The sequence below is a fragment of the Streptomyces arenae genome (genome assembly GCF_022343545.1).
Taxonomy (GTDB): domain Bacteria; phylum Actinomycetota; class Actinomycetes; order Streptomycetales; family Streptomycetaceae; genus Streptomyces; species Streptomyces humi.
The window spans coordinates 178,907-199,657 of record NZ_JAKQYH010000006.1 but is presented as its reverse complement, the minus strand read 5'-3'; the positions used below and the strand labels follow the sequence as shown (position 1 = coordinate 199,657).

17 protein-coding genes are annotated in these 20,751 nt (G+C 72.6%); 10 read left to right on the top strand and 7 right to left on the bottom strand.

Annotation, left to right across the window (positions count from 1 at the left end):
• The first annotated feature begins 71 nt into the window (after positions 1-71).
• From MB828_RS03765 to MB828_RS03750, 4 genes are all read left to right on the top strand, one after another.
• Complete coding sequence (locus MB828_RS03765) at positions 72-731, top strand: UdgX family uracil-DNA binding protein (RefSeq protein ID WP_301646905.1); 660 nt, start codon at positions 72-74, stop codon at positions 729-731.
• Positions 732-757: 26 nt separating this feature from the next.
• Positions 758-1,282 carry a GNAT family N-acetyltransferase gene (locus tag MB828_RS03760; protein WP_301646904.1) on the top strand — a complete coding sequence of 175 codons (525 nt, stop codon included), beginning with the start codon at positions 758-760 and terminating at the stop codon, positions 1,280-1,282.
• Positions 1,283-1,362: 80 nt separating this feature from the next.
• On the top strand, positions 1,363-1,677 hold the full coding sequence (locus MB828_RS03755) for a DUF4229 domain-containing protein (protein ID WP_301646903.1): 315 nt from the start codon (positions 1,363-1,365) through the stop codon (positions 1,675-1,677).
• 49 nt (positions 1,678-1,726) lie between these two features.
• Positions 1,727-2,410 (top strand): TetR/AcrR family transcriptional regulator, encoded by a 684-nt coding sequence (locus MB828_RS03750; protein WP_301646902.1) that lies wholly within the window; start codon positions 1,727-1,729, stop codon positions 2,408-2,410.
• Positions 2,411-2,444: 34 nt separating this feature from the next.
• On the opposite strand, the gene MB828_RS03745 is transcribed toward MB828_RS03750, so the two are convergent.
• The 3 genes from MB828_RS03745 to MB828_RS03735 form a co-directional block, all read right to left on the bottom strand.
• A complete protein-coding gene (locus MB828_RS03745; protein WP_301646901.1) occupies positions 2,445-3,743 on the bottom strand; it encodes a DUF6716 putative glycosyltransferase in 1,299 nt (432 codons plus the stop codon).
• 139 nt (positions 3,744-3,882) lie between these two features.
• Positions 3,883-4,728 carry a MaoC/PaaZ C-terminal domain-containing protein gene (locus MB828_RS03740; RefSeq protein WP_301646900.1) on the bottom strand — a complete coding sequence of 282 codons (846 nt, stop codon included), beginning with the start codon at positions 4,726-4,728 and terminating at the stop codon, positions 3,883-3,885.
• A 116-nt stretch (positions 4,729-4,844) separates the two neighbouring features.
• Entirely contained in the window at positions 4,845-6,170 is a 1,326-nt protein-coding gene (locus MB828_RS03735) for a 3-oxoacyl-ACP reductase (protein WP_301646899.1), read from the bottom strand.
• A gap of 85 nt (positions 6,171-6,255) precedes the next feature.
• On the opposite strand from MB828_RS03735, the gene MB828_RS03730 reads away from it, so the two are divergent.
• Both MB828_RS03730 and MB828_RS03725 read left to right on the top strand, forming a co-directional pair.
• Positions 6,256-7,530, top strand: a complete 1,275-nt coding sequence (locus tag MB828_RS03730; RefSeq protein ID WP_430381321.1) for an acetyl-CoA C-acetyltransferase — start codon at positions 6,256-6,258, stop codon at positions 7,528-7,530.
• A gap of 285 nt (positions 7,531-7,815) precedes the next feature.
• On the top strand, positions 7,816-9,720 hold the full coding sequence (locus tag MB828_RS03725; RefSeq protein WP_301646949.1) for an AMP-dependent synthetase/ligase: 1,905 nt from the start codon (positions 7,816-7,818) through the stop codon (positions 9,718-9,720).
• Between the two features lie 124 nt (positions 9,721-9,844).
• Here the strand turns inward: MB828_RS03725 and MB828_RS03720 are convergent, their stop codons facing one another.
• Positions 9,845-10,543 carry a TetR/AcrR family transcriptional regulator gene (locus tag MB828_RS03720; protein ID WP_301646897.1) on the bottom strand — a complete coding sequence of 233 codons (699 nt, stop codon included), beginning with the start codon at positions 10,541-10,543 and terminating at the stop codon, positions 9,845-9,847.
• A 116-nt stretch (positions 10,544-10,659) separates the two neighbouring features.
• Between MB828_RS03720 and MB828_RS03715 the strand changes: the two genes are divergently transcribed.
• Complete coding sequence (locus MB828_RS03715; protein WP_301646948.1) at positions 10,660-11,502, top strand: NAD(P)H-binding protein; 843 nt, start codon at positions 10,660-10,662, stop codon at positions 11,500-11,502.
• A gap of 89 nt (positions 11,503-11,591) precedes the next feature.
• Here the strand turns inward: MB828_RS03715 and MB828_RS03710 are convergent, their stop codons facing one another.
• Together MB828_RS03710 and MB828_RS03705 are read right to left on the bottom strand one after the other, a co-directional pair.
• Positions 11,592-12,230, bottom strand: coding sequence for a class I SAM-dependent DNA methyltransferase (locus MB828_RS03710; protein WP_301646896.1), 639 nt, complete (start codon positions 12,228-12,230; stop codon positions 11,592-11,594).
• A 125-nt stretch (positions 12,231-12,355) separates the two neighbouring features.
• The gene (locus MB828_RS03705) at positions 12,356-12,559 is read right to left on the bottom strand and encodes a cold-shock protein (RefSeq protein WP_003992177.1); all 204 of its coding nucleotides are present in this window, start codon (positions 12,557-12,559) and stop codon (positions 12,356-12,358) included.
• 292 nt (positions 12,560-12,851) lie between these two features.
• Here MB828_RS03705 and MB828_RS03700 point away from each other — a divergent pair, with 292 nt between their 5' ends.
• Together MB828_RS03700 and MB828_RS03695 are read left to right on the top strand one after the other, a co-directional pair.
• A complete protein-coding gene (locus tag MB828_RS03700; protein ID WP_301646895.1) occupies positions 12,852-13,700 on the top strand; it encodes a menaquinone biosynthetic enzyme MqnA/MqnD family protein in 849 nt (282 codons plus the stop codon).
• A gap of 59 nt (positions 13,701-13,759) precedes the next feature.
• Positions 13,760-15,544, top strand: a complete 1,785-nt coding sequence (locus MB828_RS03695; RefSeq protein WP_301646894.1) for a serine/threonine-protein kinase — start codon at positions 13,760-13,762, stop codon at positions 15,542-15,544.
• A 26-nt stretch (positions 15,545-15,570) separates the two neighbouring features.
• On the opposite strand, the gene MB828_RS03690 is transcribed toward MB828_RS03695, so the two are convergent.
• Positions 15,571-20,142 carry an FtsK/SpoIIIE domain-containing protein gene (locus MB828_RS03690; RefSeq protein WP_301646893.1) on the bottom strand — a complete coding sequence of 1,524 codons (4,572 nt, stop codon included), beginning with the start codon at positions 20,140-20,142 and terminating at the stop codon, positions 15,571-15,573.
• 248 nt (positions 20,143-20,390) lie between these two features.
• Between MB828_RS03690 and MB828_RS03685 the strand changes: the two genes are divergently transcribed.
• On the top strand, positions 20,391-20,693 hold the full coding sequence (locus MB828_RS03685; RefSeq protein WP_046726478.1) for a WXG100 family type VII secretion target: 303 nt from the start codon (positions 20,391-20,393) through the stop codon (positions 20,691-20,693).
• Positions 20,694-20,751 lie beyond the last annotated feature (58 nt).

The window sequence follows — 20,751 nt, the reverse complement described above, 5'->3', positions numbered from 1 at the left end:
CTGCGCGAGCAACCACGACGCACCCGCGGCCGGAGACGAATCCGTACCCCCGCGGCGGGTACCCGGACCTCATGACCGCCACCGGCGCTCCGGAGGAGGCGTACACCGCGACCCCCTTCCTCCCCGACGGCCGGACGCCGAGCCTCGCCGCTCTCCGCCGGGCCGCCGCCGACTGCCGCGGCTGCTCCCTGCACCGCGACGCCACCCGGACCGTCTTCGGGAAGGGCAAGGCGCAGGCGCGCCTCATGCTCGTCGGCGAGCAGCCCGGTGACCAGGAGGACCGGCAGGGCGAGCCCTTCGTCGGCCCGGCCGGAAAGCTGCTCGGCAGAGCCCTGGAGGACGCCGGCCTCGACCCGGCCGACGCCTATGTGACCAACGCGGTGAAGCACTTCAAGTTCACCCGGGCCGAACCCCGCAAGCGCCGTATCCACAAGGCTCCCACCCTCCGGGAGATGTCGGCCTGCGCCCCCTGGCTCGCCGCCGAGCTCGCCGTCGTGGCCCCGGAGCTGATCGTCGTCCTCGGCGCCACCGCCGGGAAGGCCCTGCTCGGGTCGTCGTTCCGGGTCGGCGAGGCGCGCGGGACCGTGCTGGAACGGGAGATCCACGGCCGCCCCGAGCGGCTCGTGCCGACGGTCCACCCGTCCTCCGTACTGCGGTCGGACGACCGTGAGCAGGCCTACCAAGGTCTCGTCGCCGATCTGAAGGTCGCCGCGCGAACACTGTCGTCCTAGCGGCAGGTAATGGTTACACTGCATCGGTGCCTCTTACTTTCACCCTCGACCCCGCCGTCACCCCCGCCCTCCGTGACGGCGTCCTCGACCTGTGGACGGACGTCTCCAACGCCGGCGGGGCCGTCGGCTTCGTCCCGCCGGTGACCCCGGAGGAGATCCGTCCGGAACTGGTCCGGCACCTCGTCGCCATGGCCGAGGGCCGCAACCGGCTCCTCGTCGGCCACGACGAGTCCGGCACCGTCGCCGCCACCGCCTTCTTCTCCTTCAACACCCACCGCCTGATGAAGCACTGGGTGTGGCTGTACACGGTGATGGTGCACCCCAAGCACCAGGGCCAGGGCTACGGCCGGGACCTGCTCGCCGCGGCCGCCGCCGAGGCCCGCGGCTTCGACGGCATAGCCGCGATACGGCTCACCTGCCGAGGCGGCCACGGGCTGGAGGACTTCTACGGCTCCTGCGGCTACCGGGAGGTCGGCCGCGTCCCCGGCGCGATCCGGGTCGCTCCCGGCGACGACCGCGACGACATCACCATGCTGCTCGCCCTGGCCTGAGCCGACCCCGCTGCAAGATCGGTGCCGTGCCGTGCTTCACTGGACGGTGCCCCTTTTCGTCGTCGGAAGACTGGATTGAGATGCTCCGCTACACGCTGATGCGCCTCGGTATCTTCGCGGGCTGCCTCCTCGTCGTATGGGGCCTCGTCTACGCCGGTGTGTTCCCCCGTGGCTTCGGCGACTCCAACCCGCTGTGGATGCTGCTGCTGTCCCTCGTCCTGTCGGCGCCGATCAGCTTCGTGGTGCTGCGCAAGGAGCGGGACCGGGCGTCCGTGCAGGTCTCGCAGCGGGTGGAGCGGATGAAGGCCAACATCGAGGCCAACCGCAGCCAGGAGGACGAGGTGGCCGAGGCGGCGGAGGAGACCCCGGCGCCGGCCCAGGGCCAGGCCTCCTGACGTACACGCGCGCCTCCCAACCTCCGCGCCCGAACTAGGCTTTGACCCCATGGGTGCCGTGAAGACCAAGCGGATGCCGCGGGCGGTCCGGGAGCAGCAGATGCTCGACGCCGCCGTGCGGACCTTCGGCCAGCGCGGCTACATGGCCGCGTCCATGGACGAGATCGCCGAACTCGCCGGTGTCTCCAAGCCGTTGGTCTACCTCTACCTCAACTCGAAGGAAGACCTGTTCACGGCGTGCATCCGCCGTGAGGCCGGAGCGCTCGCGGAGGCGGTCCGCACCGGAGTCCGCCGGGAGCTGCCCGCCGACCGCCAGCTCTGGGACGGCCTCCAGGCGTTCTTCGCGCACACCGCCGCCCACCCCGACGGCTGGTCGGTGCTGCACATCCAGGCCCGTACGCACGGCGAGCGGTTCGCCTCCGTGGTCGCGGCGATGCGCGAGGAGATCGTCGCGTTCGTCACCCAGCTCATCGCCGTCGCCGCCCGCGAGGCCCACCGCGACCCGGACCTGGCGGAGGGGGAGGTGGCGGGCCTCGCCGAGGCCCTGGTCGGCGCCGCCGAGTCCCTCGCCGCCTGGGCCAACGCCACCCCCGGGGTGACCGCGCACCAGGCGGCGGCGACCCTGATGAACTTCGCGTGGGCGGGCCTGGGCAACCTGATGGACGCCCGGCCCTGGACCCCGCCGCTCCCGGACCCGCCCGGCACGGCTCCCACGGACCCGCGGGTCCGGTAGGGCACCCGCGGGTCCGGTAGCGCCGGCCCCGGTCTCACACGGCGCCCCAGCGGCGCAGGGCGGGTGCGAGCCGCCGGCGGCCCAGGCGGTACAGCCCGCCGGCACCCCGACCGGCGACCCTCCGTACGGTCGTCCGGACGAATCCGGTGCCGCCGACGGCCGACGGCAGGGGCAGCGGGCGGCCCGAACCGTCGAAGCCGTTGTTCCGGAGGATGCCGTCGAGGTAGAGGCCCGCGGTCCGCGCGGTGTAGTAGGGGCGCAGTGGCGGCAGCGGGCCGGCGGCGCGCAGCGCGGTGACGCGGGCGCGGGCCGCGGCGTACGGGTCGCTCTTGCCGATGCCCTGCGCCGCCGCCCACTCCGGGGCGGGCTGCGGCAGCGCGCCCGCGTCGATGTCGTCCCAGGAGGCCAGGCAGCCGGAGTGCACGAAGTAGTGGTTGCCGTGGGCCTCCCGGACGCCGAAGTCGGTGAGGATCGCGGTGGGGATCCGCCGGTGCATCGACTCCAGCGCGGCCGTCGAACTCACCGTGACCAGCAGGTCGGTGCGGTCCAGTACGTCGCCCATGTTGCCGTAGGCGAGCCGGAGGTTGGCCGGGGCGGGTTCGGCGAGCGACTCGACCAGGTGCTGGTACGGGTCGGCCTCGACGTGGGTGGTCTGCTCGCCGGGCAGGCTGCGCAGCTTCATCAGCACGAGCCGCTCCGGGTGCGAGCGGGCGTGTGCGGCGGCCCGCTCCAGGAGCCCGAGCCGGGACAGGCGGTCCTTGGGCACGGAGGGCTGGACCGCGAAGGTGACGGTGAACGGCCGGTCGTCGGACGGCCGGTAGGGCTCGCCGCCGAGGAAGGGCAGCGCGCACTCGACCACCGACCCGGGGTCCACGCCGACGCCCGCGAGGACGGCACGGAACCGTTCGGCGTCATGACCGGAGTTGGCCAGCACGATGTCCGTGCCGGCGCGGGTCAGGAGACCGTCGACCATCTTCTCGTAGACCACGCCGACATACCCGCTGACCGTGACCGGCCGGTGCCCCCGGCCCGCCCAGGCCGCGCCCAGGGCGTGCGTGAGCGCCAGGACCGTGCCGCCCGCGACCGCCAGCACGACGACGCCGGCGTCCGCCAGTGCCTCGTCGTCGACCAGTTCCGCGGCGCGCAGGTCCCGCCTGGTGTCGGGCACGATGCCGATCTCGGCGAGCTGCCGTTCGGTGGGGGTGGACCTGGCCCGCAGGAAGTACGCGTCGAGCGCGTGTCCCGGGGCGAGCTGCCGGGCCACCGACGCACCCCACTTCCAGCGGGTGTCCGAGTCTGCGATGACGGCGATGCGTCTGGGGCTGGGAGACATGCCGGGAATGTAAGAAGGGGGTTTGAGCGGGGCCTGAGAGCTTTCTGGGAAAACGCCTCCTTTTCTCTGTGCCCGCCATGAAAATGCCCGTCCCGTACGGGTTCCATGGCACGCCGGACACCTGGGGTTGGCCGAGTTTTCACGTGGTGAGCGCGCCCACCTCCCCGCTCACGTACGTCCTCCCCTCGTCTCCGCGCAGTTCGAAGCGTCCCGAGGCGTCCGCCGCGTACAGCACCGTCCCCGGCAGCAGCACCGGCGCCCGGAACTCCGCCGCCACCCGCACCCGCTCGGGCACCCCGTGCGCGGCCAGACACCTGGCCACGGTCCACATGCCGTGCGCGATGGCCCGGGGGAAGCCGAAGAGGCGTGCGGTGAACGGGTGCAGATGGATCGGGTTGCGGTCCCCGGAGGCGGCCCCGTACCGCCGTCCCACGTCCCCGGCGATCCGCCACTCGTCGACCACGGGCAGCGGCTCGCGTTCCGCACGGGGGGCCGGCGGGCCGTCGTCGTACGAGGTCCGGTGCCGTGCCAGATACGTGCTCCGGGACTCCCACACGACGGCCTCGGCGGCCCGCACCTCGGTGACGACGCCGGCCTCCGTACCGCGCCGGTGCGGGCTCAGCCGGTCGACGTGGACGGCGATGTCGTACGCCCTGTCCGCGGGCAGCTCGGCGTGCCGCACGATCTCGATCGAGGTGTGCACGAGCCCCAGCAGGGGGAGCGGGAACTCCCGCGCGCTCATCAGCTTCATGGCCAGCGGAAACCCGAGGACATGCGGATAGGTGACCGGCAGTCCCTCGTTCCCGGTGGCGAACCCGCAGACACGTTCGTACGCGGCGAGCTTCGCGAGATCGGGGCGGAGCCCGGGGAGGAGGAGGCGGGAACGGGGGAAACCGGCTTCGGCGGAGGGCTTCTTGAAAGGTGACCGCAGGGCCCCGAGGGTGAGCAGGGGCCCGAGGGCAGGCGGGTGGTCCAGGACTGTCACGAAGTTCGCCTTTCAGCTCCGGGGAGGTGTCTCAGAGGCGCCGGGGGTACCCCCGGCCGAAGGCTCGGGGAGGAACTGCGCGACGGGCCCACGCACCCGCAGCCGTCGAACGACCGCTACGCCCCCAACAGGCTCTGCCCACAGACCCGCACCACCTGCCCGTTGACCGCCCCCGACCCCGGCTGCGCCAGCCACCCCACCGTCTCCGCCACGTCCTCCGGGACCCCGCCCTGCCCCAGCGAGTTCATCCGCCGCCCCGCCTCCCGGATGAACAACGGCACCGCGGCGGTCATCCTCGTCTCGATGAAGCCGGGCGCGACGGCGTTCACCGTCACCCCGTGCTCGGCGAGCGCCCGGGGCGCGAGCCCCCGCACCAGCCCGACGACCCCCGCCTTGCTCGCGCCGTAGTTCGTCTGCCCCGCGTTGCCGGCGATCCCGGCGATGGACGCGGTGCCCACGATCCGCCCGCCGCGGTTGACCGCCCCGCGCTCCAGCAGCGCGTCCGTGGTGCGCAGCACGCTCCCGAGGTTCACGTCGAGCACCGAACCCCAGCGCTCGGCTGACATGTTGACCAGCCGCCGGTCCCGGGTGATCCCCGCGTTGTGGACGAGGACGTCCAGCCCGTCCGGCAGCGCGTCGGCGATCCGCGCCCCCGCGTCCGCGTCGGTGATGTCGAGCGTGAGCGCCTGACCGCCGAGCCGCTCGGCGACCGCGCGGGCGTCCGCCTCCGCCGCCGGCACGTCGAGGACGACGACCCGCGCCCCGTCCCGCGCCAGCGTCCCGGCGACGGCCGCGCCGATGCCGCGCGCCGCGCCGGTGACCAGCGCGGTGTGTCCCGCGAGCGGCCGTTCCCAGTCGTCCGGTACGGCGAAGGCGCCCGCGCCGACCTCGATCACCTGTCCGCTGACGTAGGCCGAGCGCGGCGAGAGCAGGAACCGCAGGGTGGACTCGGCGGCCCGCGCGTCCCCGCCGAGCCGGACCAGGTTGACCGTCCTGCCCCTCCCGATCTCCTTGCCCAGGGACCGGGTGAACCCCTCCAACGCCTGCTGGGTCGCGCTCTGGTGATGGTCCGTCGGGTCGAGCGGAGCGCCGAGCACCACGATGCGGCCGCTCGCGGCGACCGACCGTACGACGGGGTGCAGGGCGGCGTGCACCTCGCCGAGCGCTTCGACGTCCCGTACGCCGGTGGCGTCGAGGACGACGGCGACGGGGGAGCCTGCGCTGGGGGAGCCTGCGCCGGGCCGCAGGCCGGCGCGGGCCAGTACCGGCGCCAGTTCCGCGTCCAGGTCCGGCTTCCCGGCGGTCAGATGCAGCAACCCGCCCGTGAAGTGGGGGCGTTCGGCGGACCACCGGACCAGCTCCGTGGGCTGCGGCAGCCCCAGCCGCCGGGTGAGGAACCGCCCGGGCGCGGTGCCGGCGAAGCTCAGATAGCGGTCTGCCATGTCCAGCCCCCACTTGCTTACTCTGGAGTAAGGTTACCGGAGGTAAGCCTACGTCACGGCAGAGGGAGAGGTCGAGATGAGTGCCATGGGGTTCCCTCGTCGGGTCGCGGTGATCGGCGGCAGCCGGATTCCCTTCGCGCGCTCCGACGGTCCGTACGCCACCGCGTCCGACCAGCAGATGCTGACCGCCGCCCTGGACGGCCTCGTCGACCGGTACCGGCTCGGACAGCCGGGCGCGGTCGGTGAGTTCGTCGCCGGTGCGGTGCTCAAGCACAGCCGGGACTTCAACCTCGCCCGGGAGACCGTCCTCGGCTCGAAACTGGACCCGCGCACCCCGGCCTACGACATCCAGCAGGCCTGCGGCACCGGGCTCCAGGCGATCGTCGCGGCCGCCAACAAGATCGCCCTCGGCCAGACCGAGTCGGCCGTGGCCGGCGGCGCGGACACGGCGAGCGACGCGCCCCTCGGCGTCAACGACGACCTGCGCCGGATCCTGCTCGCGGCCCGCCGGGCGAAGTCCCTCGGCGGCCGGCTCGCGGCCCTCGCCCGGATCCGGCCCGGCCACCTCGTCCCCGACATCCCGCGCAACGCCGAGCCGCGCACCGGTCTGTCGATGGGCGAGCACGCGGCGGTGACCGCACGGGCCTGGGGGATCGGCCGGCAGGCGCAGGACGAACTGGCGGCGGCCAGTCACCAGCGGCTGGCGGCCGCCTACGAACGCGGCTTCTTCGACGACCTGGTGGTCCCGTTCCGCGGCCTGGAACGCGACCAGAACCTGCGCCCCGACTCCACGGTGGAGAAACTCGCCCGGCTCAAGCCGGTGTTCGGCACCGCGGACCCCGATCCGACCATGACGGCGGGCAATTCGACCCCGCTGACCGACGGCGCCGCGCTCGTACTGCTCGCCTCCGACGACTGGGCGGCCGAACACGGCCTGCAACCGCTTGCGTATCTGACGGCCTACGAGACCGCCGCCGTCGACTTCGTACACGGTGACGTGGCGGGCGGCGAGGACGGCCTGCTGATGGCGCCTGCGTACGCGGTACCGCGCATGCTGGAGCGGACCGGACTGGATCTCGCCGCGGACTTCGACCTGATCGAGGTGCACGAGGCGTTCGCCTCCCAGGTGCTGGCCACCCTGGCGGCCTGGGAGAAGCGGGGGCTGCCGGCCGTCGACCGCGACCGGCTGAACGTCACCGGATCGTCGCTGGCCACCGGGCATCCGTTCGCCGCGACCGGCGCCCGGATCGTCGCCACCCTTGCCAAGTCCCTCGCCGAGAGGGAGGGTTCGGGACGGGGGCTGATATCCGTCTGCGCGGCGGGCGGCCAGGGGGTGACGGCGATCCTGGAACGGCCGTGACCTGTCCGCGCCGGGGCTAATGTGAGAGACCCTCACGTAACCTCCGGGAATGCACAGGCCCGGCCCCGTACCATCCCGGAAACCTCACAACGCCGCCACAGCGGCCCCGTACGCTCTCCTGTCTAACCGCCGGTAACCCCTTTCCGAGGTCCGGCCCCGGTGAACGCCTCGCCGCATGAGGCACGTACGTGATGCAGCAAGCAGTTCACCGCTGCACGCCCGAGGAGCCGTCCCGTGTCCACTTCGTCTTTCCAGAACACCGCCCCGGTCTCCTCCGGTGTCACGATCAACGCCGTCGACTACGACGGGAAGCCCATCCTGGTCGAGCCCCTCGTCCAGCGGCTGGACGGGGCGGTGCGGGAGGCGTACGTACCGCCGTTCGCCCCGCCGATACGGCACGGCTCGCTCGCGGACCTCCCGTTCGAGAACGCCGAGCGGGATCCGGACGCGGTGGCCCTCAGCCGCAAGCCCGCAGACGGCGAGGGCAGTTGGGAGAACGTGACCGCCGCCCAGTTCGCCGTCCAGGTGCTGGCGGTGGCGAAGGGGCTGATCGCGGAGGGCCTGATGCCGGGCGACCGGATCGCGGTCATGGCCCGGACGACGTACGAGTGGACGCTCCTCGACTTCGGCGCCTGGGCGGCCGGCCTGGTGACCGTCCCGGTCTACCCGACCTCCTCCGTCTTCCAGACCCGGTGGATCCTGCACGACTCCGGCGCGGTCGCGCTGGTCACCGAGACCTCCGCGCAGGCCGCCGCACTGGGCCCGGAACTCGACCGGCTGCCCGACCTGCGGCACCTGTGGGTGATGGAGAAGGGGCACGTGGACCGGCTCGCGGAGGCGGGCGGCCAGGTCCAGGACGCCGAGGTCGGCGTACGGCGCGGCATGCTCGGCCCCGACACCCTCGCCACCCTCATCTACACCTCGGGCACCACCGGCCGCCCCAAGGGCTGCGCCCTCTCGCACGGCAACTTCTTCGCCGAGGTCGACAACGCGATCGAACTCCTCTACCCGATCTTCAAGGCGCGCAACGACGAGGAGGTCTCCATCCTCCTCTTCCTCCCCATGTCCCACGTGTTCGGCCGGATGGTGGCGATCGCCTGCGTCCGCGCCGGGGTCCGCCTCGGCCACGCCCCCAGTCTCAAGGCCGAGGACCTGCTCCCGGACCTCGCCGGCTTCAGACCGACCTGCCTGCTCACCATCCCGTACATGCTGGAGAAGGTCTTCAACACCGCCCGGGCGAAGGCGGAGGCGGGCGGCCGGGTCGCGGTCTTCGACCGCGCCACCGGCGTCGCCCAGCGCTACGGCGAGGCGCTGGAGGCCCGGCAGACCGGCACCGGCAGCGGCCCCGGCCGCGCCCTGAAGACCGCCCGCACCTTCTACGACCCGCTCGTCTACCGCCGTATCCGCACCGCCATGGGCGGCCGGGTCCGCCACATCATCTGCGGCGGCTCACCGCTGGGCCGCCGTCTCGCCGCGTTCTACGCCGGCGCGGGCATCGAGATCTACGAGGGCTACGGCCTGACCGAGACCACCGCCGCCACCACGTGCACCCCGCCGCTCAAACCCCGCCTGGGCACGGTCGGCTGGCCCATGCCCGGCACCAAGGTCCGCATCGCCGCCGACGGCGAGATCCTGGTCGCCGGCGACCACGTGCTGCGCGGCTACTGGGATCCGGCGGCGGGCGGGGTCGTCCCGGCCACCCGGGACGGCTGGCTGGCCACCGGTGACATCGGCGAACTCGACGACGAGGGCTACCTCACCATCACCGGCCGCAAGAAGGAGATGCTCATCACCGCGGGCGGCAAGTCGGTGGCCCCGGCCCCGCTGGAGAACTGGCTGCGCTCGCACCCCCTGATCTCCCAGGTGATGCTGGTCGGCGACGGACTGCCGTACGTCAGCGCGCTGATCACCCTGGACCGGGACGGCCTCACCCACTGGCGACAGATGAACGGCAAGCACCCGGTGCCACCGGAACTCCTGCTGGACGACGCCGAGTTGCAGGCCGTCCTGCAACGGGCCGTGGACGAGGCGAACAAACTCGTCTCCCGCCCCGAGTCCATCCGCCGCTTCACGATGCTCCCGGTCGACTTCACCGAGGAGGCGGGCCACCTGACCCCGTCGATGAAACTCCGCCGAGAGGCGATCATGAAGGACTTCGCAACAGAGATAGAAAGCCTCTACGCCAAGTAGTCCACACCGGTTCGGCAGGGCGCCCCCGAAGGGGCGCTGGGGGTCCCCCCGGCCGAAGGCCGGGGGAGGAACCGCGCGATCAGCCCCCACGGTGCCGCACCCGAAGAAGCGGCCGCCCGCTCGCTCATGCCTCCTCGGCCAGCCGATCCAGCCACTCCCGCAACAGCTCCCGCTCCGCCCCACTGAGTACCGTCTGCTCGGGAAGCCCGGCCCGCAACGCCCGCGCGGCCCCCGCGGGCCCTGCGGCGCGAACCGCGGGTTCCTCCGTGGTGATCGCCGTGACCATCGCCTCCCGGAGCGTGGTCAGCAGCGCCGGGTCGCGGTCGGGCTCCGGCATGGACAGCCAGGTGAGGACGGCCCCGCGGGCCGTGGCGTGGATGACGTTCGCCGCGAGCGCCTCGCCGACGCGCAGCAGACCGCCGACGGCGAGCCTCCGGACACGGCCGCGGAGGATCTCCAGACCGGTCCGGAAGGCGGGCGAGTCACTGCGGGCGACGTCGCCGTACATCAGGGAGTACAGCGCGGGGTTCTCCAGACCGAACCGGACCGCCAGGTCCCAGCTGTCCCGCAGGTCCTGGATCGGGTCCTCGGGGTCCGGGACCACGCGTTTGCTCGCGAGGAACGTGGCGAAGCCGTGCTCGGCCACCGCCTCCAGCAGCCCCTCCTTGTCACCGAACAGCCGGTAGATCGCCGGGGGTTGCAGGCCCGCCGCGACGGCGACCGCGCGGGTGGTGACGGCGTCCCGCCCCTCGCGCTCCAGCAGCCCGATGGCGGCGTCGACGACGCGTCGCCGGGTGTCCGTGTCACGTGCTTCCGAGCCCATGTATCAACGATATCGCGCTCTTGCTTCCGTCGTTAGTATCGATGTGACGCTGAAGCTGTTTCCATCGATACCAACGCCTGGTGTCGATGCTTCCACCGCGCTCGCTGGAGGACATCGTGATCATCGTGACCGGAGCCACCGGACGGCTCGGCGGCCTCATCGTGGCTCGGCTGCTGGACCGGGTACCGGCCGAACAGGTCGGCGTCAGCGTCCGCGACCCGAAGAAGGCACAGGCCCTCGCCGACCGAGGGGTGCGGGTACGGCAGGGCAGCTTCACCGAACCGGCCGGGCTCGCGCACGCCTTCGAGGGCGCGTCCCAGGTCCTGCTCGTCTCCGTCGACCGGATGGGCGAGGAGACCGTGCGGCAGCACCGCACCGCCGTCGGGGCGGCCGTCGCGGCCGGCGCCCGCCGGATCGTCTACACCGCGCAGATGGGCGCGAGCCCCGCGTCCCGCTTCCAGGCCTGCCGCGACCACGCGGCCACCGAACGGGATTTGGCGGCCTCCGGCCTCTCGTGGACGTCCCTGCGCAACGGCTTCCACGCGGCCAGCGGGCTCGACTTCCTGGCCCGCGGCCTGGGGACCGGACAGGTCGCCCTGCCCGCCGACGGCCCGGTCTGCTGGACGGCCCACGAGGACCTGGCGGAGGCCGCCGCCGCCGTGCTGGCCGACGAGGGCCGCTTCGAGGGGCCCACGCCGTCCCTGACCGGTTCCGAGGCGCTCACCTTCGCCGACCTCGCCGAGCTGGCCGGCGCCACCAGGAGCACGGTGCCCGACACCGACTTCGTCCGGCACCTGCGGGCCGACGGCGTCCCCGCCGAGACGGCGGACCAACTCCTCGGCATCTTCACCGCGGCCCGCGAGAACGAGTTCGCGACCCCGGACCCCACCCTGGCGGAACTGCTCGGCCGCGAACCGGTCTCCGTACGCACGCTGCTCCGTGACCGGCTGACGGGCTGACGGGCTGACGGGCTGACTGGGTGGCCGGGCTGACCGGCTGACCGGATCACCGCTGACCGGGTGACCTGGCGGTTGCCTGTGGCTTCGGCTCAGGCGACGGCGATCAGGAACGCCTGCGGGCTGGACTCCCCGAGCCGCTCGTCCGCCTCGCGCACCGTGCTGGAGTGCGGGGTGAAGCCCGCCCGGGCCAGCAGGGCGGTCATCCGCTCCGGGCGCCGGCGCTCGAAGTCCAGCGCCACCGGATGCCCCCAGGGGTCCTCGAACCGCCGTGCCACGTCACCCACCTGGAACGCGAGGAGCAGGTGGCCTCCCGGCCGCAGCACCCTGCGGAACTCGGCGAACAGCGCCGGCAGGTGATCGTCGGGGGTGTGGATGGACGAGTACCAGCACACCACCCCGTCCAGCGCCCCGTCCGCCGTCTCCAGCTCCAGCATCGAGCCCTGGACGAAGCGCAGGCCGGGGTTCTCACGGCGGGCGACGGCCAGCATCGACGCGGACAGGTCGAGGCCGGACACCGAGAGGCCCAGCGCCGCCAGCCGGCCGGTGGTCCGGCCGGGCCCGCAGCCCAGGTCCGCCACCGCGCCGCCCGCCCCCACCAGCTCGGCGTACGTGGCCAGCAGGGCCCGTTCCAGCGGCCGGCCGACGAGTTCCGCACGGAAGTGGTCGGCGTAGTCCTCGGCGATCGTGTCGTAGAAGGTACGGGTGGCGGCGAGGAAGTCTGCGGTCATGGCAGCGGACCCTAACGGCGGCCACTGACAACCCGGGCGGGAAAAGGCAGGAGCCCCGTCGCCTGACGGCGCGGGGCTCCTTGGGTACTGCACTCAGTCTGCGATCAGACTTGGTTCGTCTGGGATCAGACGGGGGTGACGTTCTCCGCCTGCGGACCCTTCGGGCCCTGCGTGACGTCGAAGCTCACCTGCTGGTTCTCCTCCAGGGAGCGGAACCCGCTGGCGTTGATCGCGGAGTAGTGGACGAAGACGTCGGGGCCGCCGCCTTCCTGGGCGATGAAACCAAAGCCCTTTTCGGCGTTGAACCACTTCACGGTTCCGGTAGCCATAAGCCCTCCTTGGGCCCAAAGGGTCGCCCTGCTCCAGAACCTGCAAGTGTGAAAACAAACTAAGTGCCGCACAACTGCATACGTCTGAAAACTACGAGAGCCCGCGGTTACATGCTCCGCAGGCTCTGTACTGCAAGGGAAACCAAACTGCAACTTGCGGCGAGCCTAGCATGTGGGCAGCCGAAAGCAACAGAGGCCAAGATCACGTCACCCGGACGTTTGAATGGCTCCTCGGCCGGCTTGACGCGGGGGCGGTCTCAAGACCGTACCCCATGGGGTCTAGCCTCGCGATGTGGACAATTCTCGCACCCGGCCGCGCGTCGGACACATCCAGTTCCTGAACTGCCTGCCCCTCTACTGGGGGCTCGCGAGAACCGGCACCCTCCTCGACTTCGAGCTGACGAAGGACACCCCTGAGAAGCTCAGCGAGCGACTGGTGCGCGGCGACCTCGACATCGGCCCCATCACGCTCGTCGAATTCCTCCGCAACGCCGAAGACCTGGTCGCCTTCCCGGACATCGCCGTGGGCTGCGACGGCCCGGTGATGTCCTGCGTGATCGTCTCGCAGGTCCCGCTGGACCAGCTGGACGGCCGCCGGGTCGCCCTCGGCTCCACCTCGCGCACCTCGGTCCGCCTCGCCCAGCTGCTGCTCGCCGAGCGCTACGGCGTCCAGCCCGACTACTACACCTGCCCGCCCGACCTCAGCCTGATGATGCAGGATGCGGAGGCGGCGGTGCTCATCGGCGACGCGGCCCTGCGCGCCAACCTGCTGGACGGCCCGCGCTACGGCCTGGAGGTCCACGACCTCGGCGCGCTGTGGAAGGAGTGGACGGGCCTGCCCTTCGTCTTCGCGGTCTGGGCGGCGCGCCGCGACTACCTGGAGCGCGAGCCGGGCATCACCCGCGACGTGCACTCCGCCTTCCTCGACTCCCGCAACCTCTCCCTGGAGGAGGTCGGCAAGGTCGCCGAACAGGCCGCGCGCTGGGAGGCCTTCGACGAGGCGACCCTCGCCCAGTACTTCACCACCCTCGACTTCAGCTTCGGCGCGCCGCAGCTGGCGGCGGTCACCGAGTTCGCCCGCCGGGTGGGCCCGACGACCGGGTTCGCGGCGGACGTGAAGGTCGCCCTGCTGGAGCCCTGACAGGCAATAGGCTGCTGCGTGGGCTCCGGGGGGTCCGGACTCTCTGGGGGGTGGGGCGCATGCAGCCGCTCGCGGGTGACGAACCGACGGCCGTGGGGCCCTACCGGCTGCTCGGCCGGCTCGGCTCCGGCGGGATGGGCCGGGTCTACCTCGGCCGGTCGGCCGGCGGCCGCACGGTCGCGGTGAAGATCGTGCATCCGCACTTCGCGCTGGACGAGGAGTTCCGGGCCCGGTTCCGCCGCGAGGTGGCCGCGGCCAGGCGGGTCGGCGGCGCCTGGACGGCACCCGTCCTGGACGCCGACCCGGACGCGCCGGTGCCCTGGGTCGCCACCGCCTACGCGGCCGGCCCCTCCCTGACGGCCGCCGTGACCGACGGCGGCCCGCTGCCCGCCCACACGGTACGGGCGCTGGGCGCGGGGCTCGCGGAGGCGCTGGCGGCGGTCCACGAACTGGGCCTGGTGCACCGGGACGTGAAGCCGTCCAACGTGCTGCTCACCCTGGACGGGCCGCTGCTCATCGACTTCGGCATCGCCCGTGCCACGGACGGCACCGCCTCGCTCACGTCGACGGGGGTGTCGATCGGCTCGCCGGGCTACATGTCCCCCGAGCAGATCCTCGGCAAGGGCGTCACGGGCGCCGCCGACGTGTTCTCGCTGGGCGCGGTGCTGGCGTACGCGGCGAACGGTCAGCCGCCCTTCCGCGGTGACTCCTCGGCCGCGCTGCTCTACCAGGTCGTCCACGAGGAGCCGGAACTCGGCTCGCTGAGCGGCGAGTTGCGGGCGGCGGCCGAGGCGTGTCTCGCCAAGGAGGCGGGCGACCGGCCGGCGCCCGCAGAGCTGGCCCGGCGACTGGCTCCGGAGGGGGCCGCACGGCTGATGACCGGCGGCTGGCTGCCCGGGGCACTGGTGGAGCGGGTGAGCCGGAGCGCCGTACAGGTGCTGAACCTGGACGCGGCGGAGGCGGTCCCGGCGCCCGGGGTGCCGTCGGGGGCGGCGGGTGCTTCGGCGGTGCCGGCTTCCGGGCCGGTGGCGTTCAGCGCCCCGTCCGTCGGCGGGCAGTTCGGGCCGGCGCCGACGGTGCCGCCCGTGGTCGTACCGGCCGCTTCCCCGGCCGTACCGGCGGCGCCTTCTGCCGTACCGGCGGCGCCCCCTGCCGTACCGGCGGTTCCCGTGACCGTGCCGGTGTCGCCGGAGCCGCGTGACGACGTGCCGCCGGTGCCCGGGAAGGTGTCCGTGAGCGTCGCCGCGACCGCCGTACCGGGGGAGGGCGGACGCGGGCGCCGGGTGAGCTGCACGGTCGCGCTCGCGGTGGCCGGCGCGCTGGCGGTCGTCACCGTGGGGGTCGGGTTCCTCGTGAAGCCGTTCCTCGGGACCGGCGGCGACGGGCCGAGCAGCGACTCGGGCGCCGCCGCCAAATCACCCTCGACCGCGGCTTCCTCGCCGTCCGCGACCTCGCCGTCCTCGACCTCGCCGTCCGCCTCCGGCGCGGGGGTGATCCCGGCCGCCTACCTCGGCACCTGGGAGGGGTCGGCCACCGCCCTGGACGGCAACCTGCCCGTCGGCACCTTCCGGGTCACCGTCGAACAGGCCGCTGTCGGCGCTGAGTTGGGCCGGCTCCGCCAGACGGACCAGCTGGGCGGGGTCTGTACGGACATCCTCACCCTGAAGTCGGTGACGAAGACGAAGCTCGTCGCCTCCTCGACCGGCGCCAAGGGCAACCACGACGGCTGCGACCCCGCCACGAACACCGTCTACCTGACCCCGGCCCACGGCGACCTGGTCTACACGTCGGACAGCTCGGCGGAGGGCAATCCGACGGCGGTGATGTCGAAGGCGGGGGACTGACGCCGGTTCCCCCGCCTCCGCTGCCGCTACTGCGGGGTCGTGACGGTGACGTGCTCCCCGCTGCCCAGGTGCAGCATGCCCTTGCCGGGCTGGATCGGCCCGCCGACCATGGCCCGGGTGGTCCGGATGCCGATCAGCTCGCCGGAGCCGGACTCCTGCGGGGAGAGCAGGATGCCCCGGCGGGCCTTCTTGGCGTCGACCTGCCAGCCGGAGAAGCCGTCGCAGATCTCGTCCTCGTCACCCGCGATGACGACGGCCAGACCCTCCTCGGCACCCCGCTCCACGATCCGCTTGAACACGTCCTCGGCGTCACAGTCGTCCAGCACCTCGGCGTCGTCCACGAGAACGACGACCGGATCGGCCGGGGTGGCGGTGTTCACCAGCTCCTCCAGCTCGTCCTCGTCGACGTCCCGTCCGGTGAACACCTTCAGCACGCCGTCCTGGCCGTCGAGTTCACGCAACGGCGACTGCCGGGGCGCCGCCACGACGATGCGCACCCCCTTGGCGAGGTACGAGCGCGCGAAGCCCAGCAGGGTCGTGGACCGGCCGGACTTGGCGGGACCGCCGATGACGAAGGCGGGCACGCCCTGCGCCAGGTCCGGCCCGAAGGCGGTGAGTTCGTCGCCGCCGACCCCCACCAGGGCCCACAGCGGGGAGGCCGTCGTCGCCGGATCCCGCATCGCCCAGGCGTCCTCGAAGGAGATCCGGCCGGGCAGCACGTCGACCCGGAACGGCCGCCGGGAACGCGGCACCTGAGCGTCCCGGGCCGCCGCGGACTCCCCGATCGCGGCGATCGCGGCGGCCTGCCCCTGGCCGGTGGTGTCCGCGGCGAGCAGCGCGAACTGCGTCTCCGCGGCCGTCTCGCCGCGGAAGGCACGACCCGGCGGGATCTCCTCGGGGACCTTGCGGGAGTTGATGTCCAGCATGGAGAAGTCGGCGCGGTCGGCGAGCCGCAGCCCGTACTTGTCCTCGGTGAGGGAGGAGATCCGGCCGGCCAGGATCTGCCGGTCACCGGTGAGGACGAGATGGATGCCGACGCTGGCGCCCTCCCGCATCATCACCATGATCTGGTCCGTGAGGTCACCGTGGTTCAGCTCGCCGAGAGTGGGCAGCCAGCCCTCCCAGCGGTCGAGCAGCAGCACGATGTGCGGCAGCCGCTCCGCCTCCGGCACCGCCGCACGCTGCTCACCGATGTCCGCGAACCCCCGGTCGGCCAGCAGCTCCTGACGACGGCTCAGCTCACCCGACAGGCGGGCCATCAGCCGCTCCACCCGCTCCGTCTGGTTACGGCCGACGACCGCCCCGCAGTGCGGCAGCCGGGTCAGCGCGTTGAGCGCGCCGTTGCCGCAGTCGATGCCGTACAGATGGACGTCGGCACAGGAGTTGGTGCGGGCCAGCGAACCGGCGATGGTGCGCAGCACCTGCGAACGCCCGGTCCGCGGGGCACCGGCCACGATCAGGTGCCCGAAGGTCGCGAAGTCCACGGCGACGGCCCGGCGGGCCTGCTCGGCGGGCAGATCCTCGACACCGTACGGGGCGGCGGGCAGCGCGCCCTGCGCCCGCACCGCCGGCACGTCGTCCAGCAGGAGCGTGTCGTCGAGGGCGGGCAGCCACGGCGAGTGCTGGGCCGGTACGGCGAGCGCCGTGTTGGCCTCGCGCACCGCGTCCACCAGCACCTTCAGGTCCGTGATCTCGTCGTCCTCCTTGGTCTCGGACTTGGGCTTGCGCAGCGCGGTCCGTCCGAGGTCCTGCCAGCTCAGTGGGGAGGCCCAGGGGGCGAGCGTGGCCGGGTCGGCGGCACCTGGCCGCCGTCCGCCCACCCGCCCCGACTGGAATGGCACCAGCGAGGCGTGCCCCAGCCGGACGTACGCCCGGCCCGGGGTGCTCTTCGCGATGTGCCCGGCGTCGGGCGCGTCGATGACGTCGGTCGACTCACCGGCGTCGGTCACGCGCAGCGCGATGCGCAGGTTGGTGTTGGCGCGGATCTCGGGGGAGACCACACCGGAGGGCCGCTGGGTGGCGAGGAGGAGATGAATGCCGAGGGACCGGCCCCGCTGGGCGATGTTCACGAGTCCCGTGACGAAGTCCGGCAGGTCGCGCACCATGGACGCGAACTCGTCGATGACGATGAGGAGCCGGGGCACCGGGGCATGGGAGGGGTCTCTTCTGACGAGGTCCTGGTAGTCCTCGATGTCCTTGGCGTCGGCGGCGGCGAGGATGTGCTCGCGGCGCTTCAGCTCGGCGCCCAGGGACTCCAGGGCGCGCTCCACGAGATGGGCGTCGAGGTCGGTGACCATGCCCACCGTGTGGGGCAGCTTCACACAGTCCTTGAACGCCGAGCCGCCCTTGTAGTCCACCAGGACGAAGGTCATGTTCTCGGGCGTGTTGGCGACGGCGAGCGCGGCCACGATGGTCTGGAGCAGCTCCGACTTGCCGGAACCGGTGGTACCGGCGATGAGCCCGTGCGGCCCGTCGCGCCGCAGGTCTATGCCGAACGGACCGTCGTACGACTCCCCGATGACGGCCATGGTCGACTGCCCGCCCATCCGCCACCGGGCGGCGATCGCGTCCCGCGTGGGCGGCTCCAGCTGGAGCACGTCGAGCAGCCGGCTGGCGCCGGGCAGCGCGGAGTCCTCGGTCTCACCGCTGATGTCACGGAGCGGCGAGAGGGAGCGGGCGAGCCGGGCGCACCAGGCGGCGGAGACGAAGTCGGGCCGTACGCCCCGCTTGCGCAGCGCCCCGCTCTGCTCGACGCGCAGCCGCAACTCCAGGTCCTGCGGCGCCTGTTCCTCACCGGTGCCGGCCTGGGGATGCCAGGCCTGGAAGGAGGGGAAGCCGCCGGCCGCCTGCTGCGGTACGGGCGCCGCGGGCGCGGTCTCGCCGGTCACCGGTTCGGCGACGACGACACCCTGGCACTCCCCGGGCAGGAACCGTTCCTCCTCGTCGAGGCAGATGGAGCGGATCGCCACCCCCGGCCCCTCCCGGAGCAGCCGTACGACACCGGGCAGGGACCGCAGCCGCCGCGACCCGTCCCACACCACCACGATGTCCGGGTCGGCGAAGGCGGGCCCGTCGCCCTTGTTGCGCCCGTCCTGCTGGAGGGCCTTCTGCCGGCCGTCGAGGAGCTGGGTGAGTTCGCCGACGCGGGCACCGACGGTCTCCGAGTCGGTGCCGATGAGCACGTTGACGTCCTGGCCGCCGCCGGGCCGGGAGTGGGGCAGCCAGCGGACCCAGTCCCAGCGGGTGCCGGCGTCGTGGTCGGTGAGGACGTAGAACTGCACGTCCATGGGGCTGTGCAGGACGGCGGTCTGGGCGACCGCCCAACGCCCCAGCGCGTGCGCGGAGTCACCGGGTCCGGCGACGCCGACGACCCCGAGGTCACGCAGCGACAGCGCGACCGGGGCGTCCTCGATGTACCAGCGGACCTTGCGCTTGTGCTCGTCCTGCTCGGGGTCGTCGAGCTCGACCTCGGAGGGCACGCGGCCGGTGCCGAAGCGGATCAGCAGGTGGTCGGCGTCGGTGCGGCGCCGTTCCCACAGCCGGGTACGGGGCCCGGTCCCGAACGTCAGCACGGCCGCCGGGTCGGGCACCGCGGCCCGCCGCTCGGTGCGTTCGGCGACCAGCGCCTCCTGGGCCTCCCCGTCGATCCGCGCCTTGTGCTCCTTGTACTCCTTGAGCTGTTTCGCATGGGACTTGCGCCCGTGCTTCTTGTCCATGAAGTAGTTGCCGAAGAGCATGACGGGGCTCATCAGCGCCATGATCAGGTAGTACCAGCGCCCGAACATCATCACGGAGACGACGGCACCGACGAGCGGCAGCACGGCCATCAGCCAGGGCAGCGGCCGGGCCTCGTAGTCGCCGGGCGGGTTGGGCAGCGAGAAGTGCGTCTGCCGGTCGGCGGGGCGCAGCCGCGGGGGCCGGTTGTAGTCGAGTCCGGCGCCGTCGTCGGACCACTTGAGGGCGGCGTTCGGGGGCGCGTACGCGGTGATCTCGAAGAGGCTGTTGCCGAGGGCGAGTTGGGAGCCGAGCGGCCAGTCGCCCTCGGCCTTGAACTCCTCCCCGTCCAGCTTGGCGTCCGCGGTGTGCGTCCGGACCTTGCAGGTGCCGTCGATGGCGATGGCGAGGGTGGCGGCGCGGGCGGGCAGTTCGGGGTCCTCGACGCGGATGTGGGAGGCGGGTCCGGTGCCGATGTCGTACCGCCCGACACCGAGCCGGTGCACCGCGCCGGCGGCCGGGCCGCCGGCGACCCGGAACTCCACGATGCCGGTGGGCTCGCCCGTCAGGCAGCCGGCGGGATCGTGCAGGGAGACGACGACACCGTCGCGCAGCGGCGAGGCGACGACGGTGGCGGCGGGGTCGAGGGCGTACCCGTCGACGTAGGCGAGCGGGCCGGACACCTGGAACGGGGCGGGCTGTTGGCGGTGCGCGCCGATGGGGATGACCTGGGCGCCGCCCTCGTCGGCGGCGGGGTGACCGGCACCGACCTGCCGGGCCAGTTCCCGGGCGACGTCACCGACCGTCGACTCGGGATCCGCGTCGAGCACGACGTCGGCGGTGGCGCCGCCGACCGGATCGACGACCGTCAGACTCAGGCGCACGTTGTCTCCCCCTCGCAGGCCCGGTACATCCGCTGTGACCTTAGCCGGACCATATCCGCAGGGGCTTTCCCGGGTGCAACGGGATTGCGCCGGTTCACGATTCCCTCGCACAGGGCCCCTGCGGTCACACCTCTCCCACCCGTAGGATCTTTGCTCGTGCGGACGGACGGCCATGTCCTGGCCACCGGTCCGCGCGACCGGTGCCACGGGGGAAGGCCCTGCGGCCACACGAACGGGAGGGGGCCGTCATGGCCAGCAAGGACACCGATCTCACATATGCCGAGATGGAGAAGGTCGCGGGCGACCTGATCAAGGACATGCACGAGCTCGAGGACAAGATCAAGAACGTGGAGAAGCGGGTCAGCGCCCTGGTGGAGAACGGCTTCACCACCCAGAAGGCGTCGGGCGCGTACGACGACTCCATGAAGGACTTCACCAAGGGCGCCACGAAGACGATCCAGGGCCTGCACGGCCTCTCGGACTTCCTGAAGAAGGCCAAGGAGGCCTACGAGCAGCTGGACGACCAGCTGGCGAAGCAGGCCAAGGGTTAGTAAAGTCCGAGGTCATTGAACGACCGGGTGCGACGGGAGTACGTGACGTGCTCCCGTC

What these genes read in the sequence shown, in the direction of transcription:
- MB828_RS03730 (WP_430381321.1), top strand. Translation starts at nt 6,256, where the DNA reads ATGGGGTTCCCTCGTCGGGTCGCGGTGATCGGCGGCAGCCGGATTCCC.
- MB828_RS03710 (WP_301646896.1), bottom strand. Translation starts at nt 12,230, where the DNA reads ATGACCGCAGACTTCCTCGCCGCCACCCGTACCTTCTACGACACGATC.
- MB828_RS03745 (WP_301646901.1), bottom strand. Translation starts at nt 3,743, where the DNA reads ATGTCTCCCAGCCCCAGACGCATCGCCGTCATCGCAGACTCGGACACC.
- MB828_RS03695 (WP_301646894.1), top strand. Translation starts at nt 13,760, where the DNA reads ATGCAGCCGCTCGCGGGTGACGAACCGACGGCCGTGGGGCCCTACCGG.
- MB828_RS03750 (WP_301646902.1), top strand. Translation starts at nt 1,727, where the DNA reads ATGGGTGCCGTGAAGACCAAGCGGATGCCGCGGGCGGTCCGGGAGCAG.
- MB828_RS03705 (WP_003992177.1), bottom strand. Translation starts at nt 12,559, where the DNA reads ATGGCTACCGGAACCGTGAAGTGGTTCAACGCCGAAAAGGGCTTTGGT.
- MB828_RS03720 (WP_301646897.1), bottom strand. Translation starts at nt 10,543, where the DNA reads ATGGGCTCGGAAGCACGTGACACGGACACCCGGCGACGCGTCGTCGAC.
- MB828_RS03735 (WP_301646899.1), bottom strand. Translation starts at nt 6,170, where the DNA reads ATGGCAGACCGCTATCTGAGCTTCGCCGGCACCGCGCCCGGGCGGTTC.
- MB828_RS03765 (WP_301646905.1), top strand. Translation starts at nt 72, where the DNA reads ATGACCGCCACCGGCGCTCCGGAGGAGGCGTACACCGCGACCCCCTTC.
- MB828_RS03755 (WP_301646903.1), top strand. Translation starts at nt 1,363, where the DNA reads ATGCTCCGCTACACGCTGATGCGCCTCGGTATCTTCGCGGGCTGCCTC.
- MB828_RS03685 (WP_046726478.1), top strand. Translation starts at nt 20,391, where the DNA reads ATGGCCAGCAAGGACACCGATCTCACATATGCCGAGATGGAGAAGGTC.